The following is a 15,644-nucleotide window of genomic DNA, read 5'->3' as shown; positions in this document are numbered from 1 at the left end:
TTCTCCCCGAAATGCATTTAGGTGCAGCGTCGTGTGTTTCTTGCCGGAGGTAGAGCACTGGATAGGCGATGGGCCCTACCGGGTTACTGACCTTAGCCAAACTCCGAATGCCGGTAAGTGAGAGCACGGCAGTGAGACTGTGGGGGATAAGCTCCATGGTCGAGAGGGAAACAGCCCAGAGCATCGACTAAGGCCCCTAAGCGTACGCTAAGTGGGAAAGGATGTGGAGTCGCAGAGACAACCAGGAGGTTGGCTTAGAAGCAGCCACCCTTGAAAGAGTGCGTAATAGCTCACTGGTCAAGTGATTCCGCGCCGACAATGTAGCGGGGCTCAAGCGTACCGCCGAAGTCGTGTCATTCCAGCATTAAGGGCCAACGCCCGCTGGGATGGGTAGGGGAGCGTCGTGTGCCGGGTGAAGCAGCCGCGGAAGCGAGTTGTGGACGGTTCACGAGTGAGAATGCAGGCATGAGTAGCGATACACACGTGAGAAACGTGTGCGCCGATTGACTAAGGGTTCCTGGGTCAAGCTGATCTGCCCAGGGTAAGTCGGGACCTAAGGCGAGGCCGACAGGCGTAGTCGATGGACAACCGGTTGATATTCCGGTACCCGCTTTGAAACGCCCAGTATCGAATCCATTGATGCTAAGGCCGTGAAGCCGTCCTGGAGCCTTCGGGCAAAGGGAAGTGGTGGAGCCGCCGGTCCAAGGTGGTAGTAGGTAAGCGATGGGGTGACGCAGGAAGGTAGTCCAGCCCGGGCGGTGGTTGTCCCGGGGTAAGGGTGTAGGCCGAGGGGTAGGTAAATCCGTCCCTCGTTAAGGCTGAGACCTGATGCCGAGCCGATTGTGGTGAAGTGGATGATCCTATGCTGTCGAGAAAAGCCTCTAGCGAGTTTCATGGCGGCCCGTACCCTAAACCGACTCAGGTGGTCAGGTAGAGAATACCGAGGCGTTCGGGTGAACTATGGTTAAGGAACTCGGCAAAATGCCCCCGTAACTTCGGGAGAAGGGGGGCCATCACTGGTGATCGGATTTACTCCGTGAGCTGGGGGTGGCCGCAGAGACCAGCGAGAAGCGACTGTTTACTAAAAACACAGGTCCGTGCGAAGCCGTAAGGCGATGTATACGGACTGACGCCTGCCCGGTGCTGGAACGTTAAGGGGACCGGTTAGTGCGCTTTCGGGCGTGCGAAGCTGAGAACTTAAGCGCCAGTAAACGGCGGTGGTAACTATAACCATCCTAAGGTAGCGAAATTCCTTGTCGGGTAAGTTCCGACCTGCACGAATGGCGTAACGACTTCTCGACTGTCTCAACCATAGGCCCGGTGAAATTGCACTACGAGTAAAGATGCTCGTTTCGCGCAGAAGGACGGAAAGACCCCGGGACCTTTACTACAGTTTGATATTGGTGTTCGGTTCGGCTTGTGTAGGATAGGTGGGAGACTTTGAAGCATGCACGCCAGTGTGTGTGGAGTCAATCTTGAAATACCACTCTGGTCGTGCTGGATGTCTAACCTCGGTCCGTGATCCGGATCAGGGACAGTGTCTGATGGGTAGTTTAACTGGGGCGGTTGCCTCCTAAAGAGTAACGGAGGCGCCCAAAGGTTCCCTCAGCCTGGTTGGCAATCAGGTGTTGAGTGTAAGTGCACAAGGGAGCTTGACTGTGAGACCGACGGGTCGAGCAGGGACGAAAGTCGGGACTAGTGATCCGGCAGTGGCTTGTGGAAGCGCTGTCGCTCAACGGATAAAAGGTACCCCGGGGATAACAGGCTGATCTTCCCCAAGAGTCCATATCGACGGGATGGTTTGGCACCTCGATGTCGGCTCGTCGCATCCTGGGGCTGGAGTCGGTCCCAAGGGTTGGGCTGTTCGCCCATTAAAGCGGTACGCGAGCTGGGTTTAGAACGTCGTGAGACAGTTCGGTCCCTATCCTCTGCGCGCGTAGGAATATTGAGAAGGGCTGTCCCTAGTACGAGAGGACCGGGACGGACGAACCTCTGGTGTGCCAGTTGTCCTGCCAAGGGCATGGCTGGTTGGCTACGTTCGGAAAGGATAACCGCTGAAAGCATCTAAGCGGGAAGCCTGCTTCGAGATGAGTATTCCCACCCCCTTTGAGGGGTTAAGGCTCCCAGTAGACGACTGGGTTGATAGGCCAGATGTGGAAGCCCGGTAACGGGTGGAGCTGACTGGTACTAATAGGCCGAGGGCTTGTCCTCAGTTGCTCGCGTCCACTGTGTTAGTTCTGAAGTAACGAACTGTGCCGATTCCGGTTTGTTCAACTTCATAGAGTTTCGGTGGTCATAGCGTTAGGGAAACGCCCGGTTACATTCCGAACCCGGAAGCTAAGCCTTTCAGCGCCGATGGTACTGCAGGGGGGACCCTGTGGGAGAGTAGGACACCGCCGAACAATTTTTACGCCCCGGCCCCCGGACTTATGTCCGGGGGCCGGGGCTTTTTTGCGTCCAAAATGCTCGTAGTCTCTGTGCGGACAACAAACAGGTTCGAATGAAAGCTGGCGTCCGATGGGAACTGTGGTGCATGTCCCCCAGACTCGGGACATGATCGGGGAGGAACTCTCCGGCGACGAAGCCCTCACCGCTCTACGGCACTACGGGGGACGCAAGCTCTTCCTCGATGCCTTTGCGCGGTTCCGGTACGCCGACGGGTTCAGCCACGCTCGGTCGTTGGCCTTCCAAGTCGTGCTGGGTACTGTGCCGTTCGCCATCGCCATGGTGGGCGTCGCCGCGAGTGTGCACACCGAGAGCGTGGGGCGCGTCGTCGAGCTGACCCTGGGACACATCGTGCCCGGGGCGAGCACCGAGCTGGTCCAGGAGGCACTCGCGGACACCCGGCGCAGCGCCGGCGGCAGTACCTCGATAGCGGTCGCGATGTGGCTCGGCCTGGCCTTCGCCGTACTGAACCTCACTTCTGCCATGGGGCAGATCGAGCGCGGCAGCAACCGCATCTACGGGATAGAGAGAGACCGTCCCTTCCTCGCGAAGTACGGACGGAGCCTGCTGCTGGCTCTGGGCGCCGGGATCCCCATGGTGCTGGGCTTCCTCGTGCTCATCGCCGGAGAAGCGGTGGGGGACGCGCTGGTGGAGGCTCTCCGGTGGCCCGAGTCGCTGCTCGACCTGTGGGGTCCGTTGCAGATTCCGGTGGGTGTCCTCCTCGCCCTGCTGGCGTCCGCGGTGATCTTCCGCTGGGCACCGCGGCGTGACCAGCCCGGTTACACCTGGCTCGCTGTCGGATCCGCCGTCCACCTGGTGCTCTGGGTGGTGGCTACCTGGCTGCTCGCCCTGTACGTCGCCGAGAGCGGCTCCTTCGGCGCGGTGTACGGACCGCTCACCGCCTTCGTCGCCCTGATGCTCTGGGCGAACCTCACCGGCATAGCGCTTTTCCTGGGCGTCGCGTTCGCCGCCCAGCTCGAAGCCGCCCGCGCGGGGCTGCGCGAGCCGGTGAGGCCCGATCCCGGTCCGGGAGCCTGAGCGTCACACGGCGGTGATCGAACGACCCACCCAGGTCGGCGGTGAGGCTGACGATGCCGGTGCCGGTCTCCTCGATCTGCCCTACGACCGCGCGGCAGAGCCGCGGGACGGGCCCGGTGCGGTCAAGGTGACGTCCACGTAGGCGAGCAGCGCCGCCCGCATGTCCGCGGGGCTCGTGCCGGCCGTCGCGCCCGGTGCGACGGCCAGGACCTGGGCGGCCAGGCCGTCGATCAGCGCCGTCAGCCGCAGCGCGTCGGCGTCCGGGTCCGTGGTCGGACGGAAGACGCCCTGGCCGACGCCGCGCCGCAGGACGTCGGTGACCGTGGCCCGCCACTGCCGGTGGTAGGCGTTGTGCAGCCGGCCGACGGCGGTGCCGCGGGCGGCTTCCGCCCACAGGTCGAGCCAGACGCTCCACTGCCGGCGCCGCTGCGCGGTGTACGGCGTCCGGAGCTCGATGAGCCGGCGCAGCTCGTCGGCCGCGTCACCGGCGTCGGCGATCCCCGCCGCCCGCCGGGCTGTGTCCTCGTCCATGCACCAGCGCACCGCCGCTTCCAGCAGTTCGTCCCGGCCTGGGAAGTGGTAGTGGACGGCGGCCGTACTGGTGGCGCACGCCTCGGCGATGTCGGCGACCCGTACCGCGTGGAATCCGCGCTCCGCGATCAGCCGTACGGTCTCCCGGACGATCTGGAGCGGCCTGCCGCCCTCGGGGGGCGCGGCGGCGGCGCCGGGGCGGCCGCGGCGTACGGCGGAGGGCTTCGCGGAAGTTCCGCCGGGGGAGCCGAGCAGCCATCCGACGTCCACTTCGGCCGTAGCGGCGATGCGGACCAATTCGGCCACGGTGAACCGGCGCACACCACTGAGCGAACGTGACAGTTTTGACGCATCCATGGCGACCCGTCGGGCGAACTCGCGCTGGCTCACTCCGGTGGCGCCGATTACCCGGCGCACCCGCTCGGCGACCTGACCGCCGGAGTCACCGACTCGGCTTCCGGGTTCTGGCTGCATGGTCGGCGACCGTACCGATGCGTTGAGAGGAACACAACACACGGGACCGCGATGACCAGGCACCGCAACGAAAATGGACCGTTGTTGAGACCCTGACTGATGGATCAGTCAGCTTTATAGCCGTGAAAACCCCCGGCACAGCGGTGATAGTGGCCTTCTGCGACTTTGGGCAACTGCCGATCAACTCAGCTCAGGCAATGGCCAGTTGCATTGTTATTGATGGTCGGACATGGGCATATACGCCCCAGCGTACGCGGGGTATCCAAGGGGAGGCCGAACATGACCGTAATCTCGCCACATCGACTGGGTCAGCAACTACCGATCGTGCCGTTCTACTGCCCGGTGCCGTCCGTCGTTCACCCGGCGGCCGAGGCACTCAACGACGTGACGGTCCGGTGGATGCTCCAGCAGAGTCTCGACGCGGACGAGCATCAGCGCGGCCGGCTCGCCCTCTGCGACTTCGGCGGACTGACGGCGTCCACCATGGCGTACGGGCAGCTCGAACCGCTCACCCTGATGGCCAAGTTCCACGCCGTGCTCTTCTCGCTCGACGACGGCGTGTGCGACGAGTCCTACGTCACCGCGGACGTGCTCGCTCAGGAGACGTCCCGGATCATGCGCGCCATTGAGGCCCCTTCCGCACGCCGGCCGGACGACTCGCCGCACACGGCGGCGCTGCGCTTACTGCGCATCGAGCTGGAGCGGTACGCCTCCCGGCAGCAGATCCGCCGCTGGACCGATGCCATGCGCGTCTACACCTCGGGGCTGGTCTGGGAGGCGGCCTGGCGCCGCAGCCCGGAACTGCCCTCGCTGAACGACTACGTCACGCTGTGGATGCGCGCGATAGGGATGGCCCCCTCCACCGCGATGATCGAGATCGTCGCCGGATACTCCGTACCCGACAACGACCTGGAGGACCCGCGGGTGCGGGCCCTCACCGAGATCACCTGGACCCTGGTCAGCTGGGACAACGACCTCTACTCCCGCAACAAGGAGCTGCTGCGGGCGGACGACAACCTCAACCTGATCGACGTCCTGTGCCAGGAACTCGGCTGCGACCCGCACCACGCACTCCAGGAGGCGGTGGAGATGCGGGACCGCGTCATGGTGCTCTTCCTCCGGTTGCGCGACCAGGTGCTCAGGGACGCGGGAGGTGCTCTGCGCAGGTACGTACAGGGGCTCGGCCAGTTCATCCGCGGACACCTCGACTGGGCCTCCGCCTGCCCGCGTTACAAGGTGCCCTCGGCCCCGACGGACATGCCGGACGAGGGGTGGTGGAAGCAGCGTCCGGCCGACGACAGCTTCGAGCCGCTTCCCCTCCCCACGATCGCCTGGTGGTGGGACCAGCTGTCGGTCAGTGACCGCGCCACCATCGGGTGACCGCCTGCCACATCCGCTTGGGTGCCACCGGCCTGCGCTGCGAGGGGATCACGACCGGCGTCCGCATCGCGGCCGGCTGCGGCAACGCGTGTCCCGGCGACTGGGCGGGCTGCGGGGAGGGCGACGGTACCCGGGCGGGGGGCGGGGCGCTCGATCCCCCCGGCGAGTCCACCTGCCAGTCCGGCTGCGGTGTGGTGCGTGACGCCGTGGTCAGGGGGCCGACGGTGTCGGCCTCGGGCGGTCGCGCAGCGAACTTCACCGGAAGCGCGGTCAGATGCCTCGACATGAGGGCGCTGCGGTACCGCAACTCGTCCTCCTCGACCGCCAGTTGTACGTCCGGAAGTCGCATCAGCAGCGCGTCGATGCCGGTGTCCGCGATGGCGCGCCCGATGTCCTGCCCCGGGCACTCGTGCGGCCCGCCGCTGAAGGCGAGGTGGGCGCGGTTGCCCTGCATCGATGCGTGCGGGTCGGGACGCACCACCGGGTCCACATTGGCGGCGGCGATGCCGACGATCAGGGCGTCGCCCTTCTTGATCTGCTGGCCGCCGAACTCCGTGTCGCCGACGGCCCAGCGGCCGAGGATCGTGGTGAACGGGGGCTCGTCCCAGAGGGTCTGCTCGACCGCCTCGGGCAGTGTCATGTGGCCGCCGCTGAGCTGGGCGCGGAAGCGCGGATCGGTGAGCACCATGCGCAGTACGTTGGCGATCAGATTCGCGGTGGTCTCGTACGCCGCGATCAGCACCAGCCGCAGATGCTGGCTGACCTCGTCGTCGGTGAGACCGGCCCGGTGCTCGACGAGCCAGGTGGTGAAGTCCTCCTGGGGGGCGGCCCGCCGCTTGGCCACATGCCGGTTCAGTACGCCCATCACATAGGCGTTGCTGGCGTTCGCCGTCGCCGTGCCCTTGATCATGTCGCGGGCGGACTGCACCATCCGCTCGTTGTACTCCTCCGCCATGCCGAGGATCTGGCACATCACCATCATCGGCAGGTGCTCGGCGAACCGGCTCACCAGGTCGGCCTTGCCGTCCTGGCAGAAGCTGTTGACGAGCCGGTTGCTGTACCGGTTGATGTGGCGGCGTACACCGCGGGTGTCGATGCGCGCGATGCTGTCGGTGACCGCGCCGCGCAGCCGCTCGTGGTCCCGGCCGTCGGCGAAGACGCAGATGGGCTGCCAGGTGAAGACGGGGGCCAGCGAATGGTCCGGGGGCACGGTGCCGTCGGCGACCAGGCGCCAGCGGCGGGAGTCGCGGGAGAACTGCGACGGCGTACGGGTCATGTGCAGGTTCTCGGTGTGGCCGAGCACCAGCCAGGCCGGTACGTCGTCGTTCAGCAGCACCGGGGCCACCGGGCCGTGCTCCGCGCGCAGCTTCTCGTACACGGCCATCGGGTCGTTCTCGTGTTCCGGCCCGTACAGCCGGCGCAGGCCGCCCGGGCCCGTACCGGTGGTGGCGTGGGCCGGGCATCCCGGCGGCGGAACGGCCCCGCCGTCCGCTCCGGGCAGATGGTGGAAGGGGGTTGTCACGGTCACTCCAGGGATGGGGAGGTCGGGCGATCAGGCCGTCAGGGACAAGGAGTGCAGATAGCGCATCAGCGTCAGCAGCACGTCGCGGCAGGACCCGCGCCCTCGCGCGTCGCAGTCCACTATCGGTACTTCCGGGGGCAGGTCGAGGGCGCTGCGCAGGGCGTCGACGGGATGCCGGGGCGCGTCGGGGAACGTGTTGATCGCGACGACGAACGGCACGCCACGCTCCTCCAGGCGCCCGATCACGTCGAAGCTCACTTCGAGGCGGCGGGTGTCGATCAGTACCACCGCGCCGAGGGCGCCCTCGAAGAGGCCGTTCCACAGGAACCAGAAGCGCTCCTGGCCGGGGGTGCCGAAGAGGTACAGGATCAGTTCCTCACTGATGCTGATCCGGCCGAAGTCCATGGCGACGGTGGTGGCGGTCTTGCCCTCCAGGTTGTCGTCGACGCCGACCCCGGCCTGGGTCATGGTCTCTTCGGTGGTCAGCGGGCGGATCTCGCTCACCGAGCCCACCATCGTCGTCTTGCCCACACCGAACCCGCCCACGATGACGATCTTCACCGCGGCCGTGGCCGTGTCGGGGAGAACGTCCTCGCTGCGCGGGCCGGTGACCGTGTCAGAGCTTCTGAAGTCCATGCATCACCGCTTCGAGGAGGGACCGGTCCGGCAGGGCGGCGCGGACGATGGGCGCCCGCGATTCGATCAGTTCGGTGGCGAGCAGATCGGTCAGTAACGCCGTCACGACGCTGAAGGGCAGGCTGAGGTACGCCGAGACCTCTGCAACGGACAACGGGGCCCGGCACAGCCGCAGGATGGCGGCCTGTTCGGGCTGGACCGTCGGTGACGGTTCGGTGCGGGAGACGACCATCGTGACCAGGTCGAGCGGGGCGCGCTCGGCTCCGTCCGGGCCGCCGGTGAGCACGTACAGCCGCTCCGGGTCCTTCGTCCCGGGTTGTCGCCGTTCTCGTTGGGGGGGACTCATACGGTCTGCCCGTCATGGCGCGGAGGGCTCGTCAGATGGGCGCCGATACGGATGACCAGGTCGCGCATGCGGGTTCCCATGAGGCCCGCGTCCACCGTGTCGTCGGCGAGCACGGCGAGGTACGCCCCGGTCCCGGCCGCCATCAGGTAGAAGAGGCCGCCGTCGACTTCGATGACGACGAGCCGCATCTTGCCCTCGCTGTACGGGATTTCCGCCGCGACGGCCCCGGCGAGGCTCTGGAGCCCCGCGCAGGCGGCGGCGAGCCGGTCGGCGGCGTCGGGGTCGCCGCCGTGCCGGGCGATCCGCAGTCCGTCCGCGGACAGGACGACGATTTGCTGGACCTGCGGAACCCCGTCGGCCAGCTCCTTGAGCATCCAGTCGAAATTTGCCCGTTGCTGGATCACTTGAGATCTCCCTTGTCCAACGCGTCGTCAGGTTCGTCATCGGCGGACGGGTCCGGCGCCGTGCCGTTGAACCCCTTGGTGAAGGCTTCGAGCCAGAGCCCCGGCTCCGGCTCCTCCTTGGCCGGGCCGTTCGGCCGACCGTTGGCCTGGCCGTTGGCGTACCCGTTCGGCTGCCCGTTGAGCGGTGGGCGCTGCTCGGGCGGCAGGTTGTGGGAGCCGAGCGGCGCCCGGCCCCTGCTGCGGCGCTGCGGGAGCCCCTGCGACGTCCATTCGGTCACCTCGGGGACGTCCTCCTCCCTGGCGACCGGTACGTGCACCGGCCGCTTCGGCTGGGCGACCGGCCGCGGCTTGCGCCGGGGGACACGCGCCTCTTCAGCCTCGGACAGGCCGGACGGGCCCTGCCGGGGAACCGCGGTGGCGCCGATGCCGTGGGCGATGCCGGGGGCGGGGCCGGTGGTGATCACTTCGCGCGGCACGATGAGCACCGCGCGGACGCCGCCGTACGCGGACTGGCGCAGGGAGACCTTCAGGTCGTACATCTGCGAGAGCCGGCCCACCACGGCCATGCCCAGGCGCGGGGTCTCGCCGAGGTCGTTGAGGTCGATGCCCGCCTGGGCCTGGGCCAGCATGCGTTCGGCCCGGCCCCTGGCCTCCTCGCTGAGGCTGACGCCGCCGTCCTCGATCTCGATGGCGATGCCGGTCTGGACCTCGACCGCGGTGACGTGCACCCGGGTCTGCGGGGGCGAGTAGCGGGTGGCGTTGTCGAGGAGCTCCGCGCAGGCGTGGATGAGCGGTTCGACGGCCGTGCCGATGATGGCGACCTTGGCGATCGAGTGCAGATCGACCCGCTGGTACTCCAGGATCCGGGACATCGCGCCGCGCAGCACGCTGAACAGCGGTACGGGCTCGGGCCATTGACGTCCGGGGCGCCCACCGCCGAGTACGGCGATGGAGTCGGCGAGGCGGCCGATCAGCGAGGTGCCGTGGTCCAGACGCAGCAGGTCGTCGAAGACCGCAGGGTTGCGCCCGTGGTCCTCCTCCATCAACCGCAGCTCGCTGGACTGCTGGTGGACGATGGCCTGCACGCGGCGCGCGATGTTCACGAAGGCGCGCTGCGCGGAGTCGCGCATCGCCTCCTCGTTGTCGACGATTTCGAGGACCGAGCGCACCAGGGCGCGCTCCGGCTCCGGAAGGTCGCGGTACGTCGGGTCCGCGTCGACCATGTCCCGCATCACCTCGGCGGGCGACTGGCCCTTCCGCAGGCGGCGGATGGTGGCCGGCAGCAGCTCGTTGCTGAGGCGCAGGGTCTGCCGGTCGTGCCCGGTGACGCGCTGGTCGAGGAGGGCCAGGCGCTGTGCGTACTCGGCGCGCAGCGCGCGCATGGCCCGCCCGCGGCGGACGACCTGGGCGGTGACGACGACGGTCGCCAGGACGCCGAAACAGGCGACCGGTATCCGGGCGGAGCCCGGCACGACGACGAAGGCGACGGCGGTGGCCGCGGCCATCAGGAGGACGGGTGGCACGAGCGCGCGGAAAAGGGCGGATTCTCGGTCAGTCGGAGGCGATTCAACGCGAACCATGTAAACCCTCTGGCGGTCGATTCGGGGATTTCTTCGAACTATCGGACACTTGCGAACAAGTGCGTGATTTCATATCAACTCGGCGCGCTTCGAGCGAGCTTAGCCAGAACGGATCAGTGCGGTGGCATATTCGCGTAACCCTCTGCACGGGCCTTCCCGGCCGGTTTAGACTCGCCAATTTTGCACACTGGGCTCACGCGTGTGCGCAAGGAGTAACCGATCGGGTGACGTATGGGCCTTGTGTACGCACAAAGGCCGCTCCCGCGCTAGCGGAAGCGGCCTCGGCCGTGTGTGGCGTGCTCTGTGCTCGCCCCCCCGGGTCAGGCGATGGACGCCGAAATGATCGCCGCCACCGCGACGTTGCACGACGCGGTCACCCACACTGCCGGGTGCGGTTCCTCCTGGACGAGCGTCTCGCCCAGCTTCCCCGGCGTCACCACGTCGACGACCCAGAACGCCACGGCCATCATCACGAGCCCCAGCAGGCCGAACGCGGCCGTCGACGCGAGTCCCTTGCCGAAGTCGGTGTACGTCGTCCAGATCGACGTGAAGACGATGCCGCCGATCCCCAGCAGCGCCGAACTCAGCAGCAGCGCCGCGTTGCGGTTGCGCTCCTGCCAGATCTGCCGGCCGAGCTTGCCCGGCGTCAGGGCGTCCACCAGGAATATGCCGAGCGTCAGCAGCACCACGCCCAGTGCGCCGTAGGCGGCGGAGCGGCCAAGTCCGTTGACGATGTCTTCCATTGGTCTGTGTCTCCGCGCGTGAAGTGGGTCGTGGTCAAGGAGAGGCAAAACCTATCGCACGGGTGTCCCGCGGCGGGTGGACGGGCTCCGGGGCGGCGCAACGGCGTCGTGGGTGAGCGATTACGATCCGAACTCATGAGCGCATCTGACCAGGAACAGGCAGTGACCGAACCGTCGTCCGTGCAGGCCGGCGGTACAACGCCGCGTCAGGCCAGACGGATGCGCGTCGCCGCCGCGTCGGTACTGATGGTGGCCGTGGCGGCGGTCCTCGTCGTGCGGCTGGCGAGCCGGTCGTCCGTTCTCGTGGTCGGTGTGTACGGCCTGGCCCTGATCCTGTGCGGGATCGTGATCGAGCTCAGCCGGCGCGGCCGCACCCGCCTGGGCACCTGGCTGCTGGGCGCGGGCCTCGCGGCGGCGGTGGCGGCCGACGCGTTCCTGATCCCGTGACCGGAACGCGGCTCGGCGCCACGGGCGAGTGATCCGCCCGAGGCGCCGAAGCCGGTGACCGGGGGCCCCAGGGGCCCGGACCTCTTAGTCGAGGTAGTCGCGCAGGACCTGCGAGCGCGAGGGGTGGCGCAGCTTCGACATGGTCTTCGACTCGATCTGGCGGATGCGCTCACGCGTCACGCCGTAGACCTTGCCGATCTCGTCCAGCGTCTTCGGCTGACCGTCGGCCAGACCGAACCGCATCGAGACCACGCCCGCCTCGCGCTCCGAGAGGGTGTCGAGCACCGAGTGCAGCTGCTCCTGGAGGAAGGTGAACGAGACCGCGTCGGCAGGGACGACCGCCTCGGAGTCCTCGATGAGGTCACCGAACTCGCTGTCGCCCTCCTCGCCCAGCGGGGTGTGCAGCGAGATCGGCTCGCGGCCGTACTTCTGGACCTCGATGACCTTCTCGGGGGTCATGTCGAGTTCCTTGGCCAGCTCCTCCGGGGTGGGCTCGCGGCCCAGGTCCTGGAGCATCTGGCGCTGCACGCGCGCGAGCTTGTTGATGACCTCGACCATGTGCACCGGGATACGGATGGTGCGGGCCTGGTCGGCCATCGCGCGGGTGATCGCCTGCCGGATCCACCACGTGGCGTACGTCGAGAACTTGAAGCCCTTGGTGTAGTCGAACTTCTCCACGGCGCGGATCAGACCGACGTTGCCTTCCTGGATCAGGTCCAGGAAGAGCATGCCGCGGCCGGTGTAGCGCTTGGCCAGTGAGACCACGAGACGGAGGTTGGCCTCCAGCAGGTGGTTCTTGGCGCGGCGGCCGTCCTCGACGAGGATCTCCAGCTCCCGGCGGAAGACAGGGTCCTGCTCGTCCTCCTCCTCCAGCTTGTGCTCGGAGAAGAGACCCGCCTCGATGCGCTTGGCCAGCTCGACCTCCTGCTCGGCGTTGAGCAGCGGCACCTTGCCGATCAGCTTCAGGTAGTCCTTGACGGGGTCGGCGGTGGCGCCGGCGACCATCACCTGCTGCGCGGGCGCGTCGTCCTCGTCCTCGTCGGACAGGACGTAGCCGTCGCCCTGCTGCGGCTGCTTCACCGGCTTCTCGTCCGCCTCGTCGGCGGCGACCGACTCGTCGGCCCAGGCGTCGCCCTGCGGCTCCTCGGGGGCCGCGGCGGCCTTCTTGGCGGCGGTCTTCTTCGCGGTCGTCTTCTTCGCGGCACGCTTCGCCGGGGCCGCGGGGGCGTCGGCGCCGTCGGTGGAGTCCATTACCGATATTGACGCGGGAGCCGCCTGCGACGTCGCCGAAGCGGTCTTCTTGACGGTCTTCTTGACTGCGGCCTTCTTGGTCGCCGGACGCTTTTCCTCGTCCCTCGCGACGGTCTTGCGCGCACGCTTGACGGGCGCCTTGGCCGGAGCCTTGGGCGCCGTGACCATAAGGGTCACGCCCTCTTCGTCGAGGACCTGGTTGAGGCTGCGCAGCACCCGCTTGAGCTGGTCCGCGGGAATGCTGTCCGCCTCGAAGGCGTGGCGTACGTCGTCGCCGTTGATGTGACCCTGCTCCTTGCCACGCTCGATGAGCGCGACCAGGGAAGGGGATTCCGCAATCTCCTGTGGGAACGGGCGGGACGGACTGACCGACACGAGGAGCCTCTCGTAGCAAAAATGATGACTAGGCGAGGTCGCATGACGTAAGGGGCAGCGCGACGACACCTGTGGGTTCATCGCACGCTCGCGCCATTTCGTTACGCCTTGAATAGAGTGACCTGAACCACTTTTCCGAAACGGCCCGCTCGGGGCCCCTCCGGTAGCGTGACGGCATGATCACCGGCACTGGCCATGTACTGATACTCGGCGGTACGACGGAGGCCAGGCAGCTCGCGCGGACACTGGCTCCGGTCCCCTCCCTGCGTGTGACGACCTCGCTCGCAGGACGGGTGACACAACCAAGGATGCCTGATGGTGAGATTCGCGTCGGAGGCTTCGGCGGCCCGGGGCCGATGGCGGCCTGGCTCAGCGAGCACCGGGTCGCCGCGGTGATCGACGCCACGCACCCGTTCGCCGCCCTGATCAGCGCGAACGCGGCGATCGCGGCGGCCGCCGCCGGCATCCCGCTGGTCGCGCTGCGCCGTCCGGGCTGGCAGCCGGTCCCCGGCGACCGATGGCACCACGTGGACGACCTGGCCGCGGCGGCGGCGCTGCTGCCCGCCCTCGGCCGCCGGGTCTTCCTGACCACCGGCAGGCTCGGCCTGGCCGCCTTCGCGGGCCTGGAGGGGCTCCACTTCCTCGTACGTTCCGTGGAGCCCCCGGAGCCGCCGCTGCCGCGCCACACGCGGCTCCTGCTCGACCGCGGCCCGTACACCGTCGAGGGCGAGAAGGAGCTGCTGCGCGCGTACGCCTCCGATGTGCTCGTGACCAAGGACAGCGGCGGCCCCGCGACCGCCGCCAAGCTCACCGCGGCCCGGGAGCTCGGCCTGCCGGTCGTCGTCGTGCGGCGGCCGCCCACGCCGCCCGGTGTGCGTACCGTTCCCGACGTGGCCGGAGTGGTCGCGGAGCTGGAGCGGCTCGGGTGCCTCAGTCCCGGCGCAGCAGGTACGTGTCCATGATCCAGCCCTTGCGGGCGCGGGCCTCGGCGCGCAGCCGCAGGATCCGGTCCGAGACCTCGGAGAGCCGCCCGGACACGAGGATCTCGTCGGCCGTACCGATGTAGGCACCCCAGTAGATGTACGGGTCCTCCTCGGCGTACCGCTGGAAGACCTGGTGCGCGTCGAGCATCACCACCACGTCGTCCGTGCCCTCCGGCCAGCCCTCGGCCAGCCGGCGGCCGGTGGTGATCTGGACCGGCTTCGCGACCTGGTTCAGGCCTGTGCGGTGGCGTGCGACCAGTGCTGACACGCTGCTGACACCGGGGATCACGTCGTACTCGAAAGCCACCTTCCCGCGCTCCAGGATCTCCTCCAGGATGCCGAGCGTGCTGTCGTACAGCGCCGGATCGCCCCACACCAGGAACGCGCCGGTCTGGTCCCCGCCCAGTTCGTCGGTGATCATCGCCTCGAAGATGTCGGCCCGGCGGCTGCGCCAGTCGCCGACCGCGGGGGAGTAGTCGGCGCCCCCGGCCCGGCGGTCGCGGTCCGGGTCGCGCCCCTCGACCAGCCGGTACTCCCGCCCCCGCGCGATGTGACGGTCGAGGATCTCGTGCCGCAGCCGGATCAGGTCCGACTTCTCCTCGCCCTTGTCGAGGAGGAAGAAGACGTCGACCGTATTGAGCGCTTTGACGGCCTGGATCGTCAGATGGTCCGGGTCGCCCGCGCCGATGCCTATGACATGAATCTTTCTCACCGGACGGAGTCTGCCCCATCGGCTCCGCCGGCCCCCTGCCGCCCGCGCAGGCGCGGAGCGCTCCCGGCGGCCGGTACGGGCTCCTGCCGGACCACGACCCGGTCGACCAGCTCCGTCGCCCACGCGACGAGTTCCACGAGGGCGATCCCGTACGGACGCACGTCGCCGTAGGCGGCGAGACCGGCGGCCCCGCGCCGCAGCAGCGTCGCGCCGCCGTCGCTGTTGCCCCGGGCCGCGTGGGTGAGACCGACGGCGAGCTGGGCGAGGCCGCGCCACAGGGCGCGTTCCTCCTCGGGGCCCGACTTCCAGGCGTCCTCGAAGACCTCGTGCGCGTGGAACGGCATACCGGCGTCGAGCAGCCGCTGCGCCTCGACGACCGTCTCGTCCCCGGTGCGCTCCACCCCCTCGGGCTGCCGGGCCACGCCCTCGGCCCCGTACGGCAGTGGCCTGCCGAGCCCGTCGCGCGGCCGCGCGTTGCGCGCCCGTCCCTCGGCGTCGCGGTCCCTCCTGTCCCGCTTGTCCTGTTCCCTGTCGTCCATGCGCCCATTGTCACTTGTCCCGGTGCGCACTCACCGGACCCGTGGGCGAAAGGCGTTGGCCCCCACGGCGCAGTAGGGACCACGCGCGGAGTGCGGTATTGTTCTGGTGCACGCCCAGCCAGGGGAAACCCCAGGTCAGGCGGGCACCGGGACGTGGCGCAGCTTGGTAGCGCACTTGACTGGGGGTCAAGGGGTCGCAGGTTCAAATCCTGTCGTCCCGACCAGCGTTTACGCGGGT

Annotated in this window: 14 protein-coding genes, 1 tRNA gene and 2 rRNA genes (1 of these 17 running past the window's edge); 7 read left to right on the top strand and 10 right to left on the bottom strand. The window is 67.9% G+C overall.

Features of this window, described 5'->3' with window-relative positions; genetic code table 11:
* The 3 genes from AS594_RS05590 to AS594_RS05580 all read left to right on the top strand — a co-directional run.
* A 23S ribosomal RNA gene (locus tag AS594_RS05590) occupies positions 1 to 2,211 on the top strand; it begins 914 nt to the left of the window's first position.
* Between the two features lie 74 nt (positions 2,212 to 2,285).
* A 5S ribosomal RNA gene (rrf, locus tag AS594_RS05585) occupies positions 2,286 to 2,402 on the top strand.
* Positions 2,403 to 2,517: 115 nt separating this feature from the next.
* Positions 2,518 to 3,483, top strand: a complete 966-nt coding sequence (locus AS594_RS05580) for a YihY/virulence factor BrkB family protein (RefSeq protein ID WP_069933376.1) — start codon at positions 2,518 to 2,520, stop codon at positions 3,481 to 3,483.
* Between the two features lie 81 nt (positions 3,484 to 3,564).
* Here AS594_RS05580 and AS594_RS05575 read toward each other — a convergent pair whose 3' ends face one another.
* Positions 3,565 to 4,488 carry a TetR/AcrR family transcriptional regulator gene (locus AS594_RS05575; RefSeq protein WP_069933377.1) on the bottom strand — a complete coding sequence of 308 codons (924 nt, stop codon included), beginning with the start codon at positions 4,486 to 4,488 and terminating at the stop codon, positions 3,565 to 3,567.
* Positions 4,489 to 4,767: 279 nt separating this feature from the next.
* On the opposite strand from AS594_RS05575, the gene AS594_RS05570 reads away from it, so the two are divergent.
* Positions 4,768 to 5,868 (top strand): terpene synthase family protein, encoded by a 1,101-nt coding sequence (locus AS594_RS05570; RefSeq protein WP_141747152.1) that lies wholly within the window; start codon positions 4,768 to 4,770, stop codon positions 5,866 to 5,868.
* On the opposite strand, the gene AS594_RS05565 is transcribed toward AS594_RS05570, so the two are convergent.
* From AS594_RS05565 to AS594_RS05540, 6 genes are all read right to left on the bottom strand, one after another.
* Positions 5,843 to 7,390: a cytochrome P450 gene (locus tag AS594_RS05565; RefSeq protein WP_069933379.1), complete on the bottom strand. Its 1,548-nt coding sequence runs from the start codon at positions 7,388 to 7,390 to the stop codon at positions 5,843 to 5,845. The genes AS594_RS05570 and AS594_RS05565 overlap by 26 nt on opposite strands.
* 30 nt (positions 7,391 to 7,420) lie before the next feature.
* The gene (locus AS594_RS05560; RefSeq protein ID WP_069933380.1) at positions 7,421 to 8,026 is read right to left on the bottom strand and encodes a GTP-binding protein; all 606 of its coding nucleotides are present in this window, start codon (positions 8,024 to 8,026) and stop codon (positions 7,421 to 7,423) included.
* Positions 8,007 to 8,372, bottom strand: coding sequence for a DUF742 domain-containing protein (locus AS594_RS05555; protein WP_069925954.1), 366 nt, complete (start codon positions 8,370 to 8,372; stop codon positions 8,007 to 8,009). The genes AS594_RS05560 and AS594_RS05555 overlap by 20 nt, the downstream gene beginning before the upstream one ends.
* Positions 8,369 to 8,776, bottom strand: coding sequence for a roadblock/LC7 domain-containing protein (locus tag AS594_RS05550; protein WP_069925953.1), 408 nt, complete (start codon positions 8,774 to 8,776; stop codon positions 8,369 to 8,371). Before AS594_RS05550 ends, AS594_RS05555 begins: the two co-directional genes overlap by 4 nt.
* Positions 8,773 to 10,356: an ATP-binding protein gene (locus tag AS594_RS05545; RefSeq protein WP_069933381.1), complete on the bottom strand. Its 1,584-nt coding sequence runs from the start codon at positions 10,354 to 10,356 to the stop codon at positions 8,773 to 8,775. Before AS594_RS05545 ends, AS594_RS05550 begins: the two co-directional genes overlap by 4 nt.
* Positions 10,357 to 10,676: 320 nt before the next feature.
* Entirely contained in the window at positions 10,677 to 11,099 is a 423-nt protein-coding gene (locus tag AS594_RS05540; protein ID WP_069925951.1) for a DUF350 domain-containing protein, read from the bottom strand.
* A gap of 135 nt (positions 11,100 to 11,234) precedes the next feature.
* Here AS594_RS05540 and AS594_RS05535 point away from each other — a divergent pair, with 135 nt between their 5' ends.
* Complete coding sequence (locus AS594_RS05535) at positions 11,235 to 11,546, top strand: hypothetical protein (protein WP_069933382.1); 312 nt, start codon at positions 11,235 to 11,237, stop codon at positions 11,544 to 11,546.
* 84 nt (positions 11,547 to 11,630) lie between these two features.
* On the opposite strand, the gene AS594_RS05530 is transcribed toward AS594_RS05535, so the two are convergent.
* A complete protein-coding gene (locus AS594_RS05530) occupies positions 11,631 to 13,172 on the bottom strand; it encodes an RNA polymerase sigma factor (protein ID WP_069934974.1) in 1,542 nt (513 codons plus the stop codon).
* Positions 13,173 to 13,348: 176 nt separating this feature from the next.
* On the opposite strand from AS594_RS05530, the gene AS594_RS05525 reads away from it, so the two are divergent.
* Entirely contained in the window at positions 13,349 to 14,134 is a 786-nt protein-coding gene (locus AS594_RS05525) for a cobalt-precorrin-6A reductase (RefSeq protein ID WP_069933384.1), read from the top strand.
* Here AS594_RS05525 and cobF read toward each other — a convergent pair.
* Positions 14,103 to 14,867, bottom strand: a complete 765-nt coding sequence (gene cobF / locus AS594_RS05520) for a precorrin-6A synthase (deacetylating) (RefSeq protein ID WP_069925947.1) — start codon at positions 14,865 to 14,867, stop codon at positions 14,103 to 14,105. The genes AS594_RS05525 and cobF overlap by 32 nt on opposite strands.
* Complete coding sequence (locus AS594_RS05515) at positions 14,864 to 15,406, bottom strand: DUF309 domain-containing protein (RefSeq protein ID WP_069933385.1); 543 nt, start codon at positions 15,404 to 15,406, stop codon at positions 14,864 to 14,866. The genes cobF and AS594_RS05515 overlap by 4 nt, the downstream gene beginning before the upstream one ends.
* Positions 15,407 to 15,553: 147 nt before the next feature.
* Here AS594_RS05515 and AS594_RS05510 point away from each other — a divergent pair.
* Positions 15,554 to 15,630, top strand: a tRNA-Pro gene (locus AS594_RS05510).
* The last annotated feature ends 14 nt before the right edge of the window (positions 15,631 to 15,644 follow it).

Origin of the sequence: Streptomyces agglomeratus, from assembly GCF_001746415.1 — a bacterium.
GTDB lineage: Bacteria > Actinomycetota > Actinomycetes > Streptomycetales > Streptomycetaceae > Streptomyces > Streptomyces agglomeratus.
Note: the sequence above shows the minus strand (reverse complement) of the source record. Positions and strands in the feature narration are given on the sequence as shown.

Coding starts and splice junctions, on each gene's coding strand:
- AS594_RS05560 (WP_069933380.1), bottom strand. CDS start 8,026: ATGGACTTCAGAAGCTCTGACACGGTCACCGGCCCGCGCAGCGAGGAC.
- AS594_RS05540 (WP_069925951.1), bottom strand. CDS start 11,099: ATGGAAGACATCGTCAACGGACTTGGCCGCTCCGCCGCCTACGGCGCA.
- AS594_RS05580 (WP_069933376.1), top strand. CDS start 2,518: ATGGGAACTGTGGTGCATGTCCCCCAGACTCGGGACATGATCGGGGAG.
- AS594_RS05545 (WP_069933381.1), bottom strand. CDS start 10,356: ATGGTTCGCGTTGAATCGCCTCCGACTGACCGAGAATCCGCCCTTTTC.
- AS594_RS05570 (WP_141747152.1), top strand. CDS start 4,768: ATGACCGTAATCTCGCCACATCGACTGGGTCAGCAACTACCGATCGTG.
- AS594_RS05555 (WP_069925954.1), bottom strand. CDS start 8,372: ATGAGTCCCCCCCAACGAGAACGGCGACAACCCGGGACGAAGGACCCG.
- AS594_RS05535 (WP_069933382.1), top strand. CDS start 11,235: ATGAGCGCATCTGACCAGGAACAGGCAGTGACCGAACCGTCGTCCGTG.
- AS594_RS05525 (WP_069933384.1), top strand. CDS start 13,349: ATGATCACCGGCACTGGCCATGTACTGATACTCGGCGGTACGACGGAG.
- AS594_RS05575 (WP_069933377.1), bottom strand. CDS start 4,488: ATGCAGCCAGAACCCGGAAGCCGAGTCGGTGACTCCGGCGGTCAGGTC.
- AS594_RS05515 (WP_069933385.1), bottom strand. CDS start 15,406: ATGGACGACAGGGAACAGGACAAGCGGGACAGGAGGGACCGCGACGCC.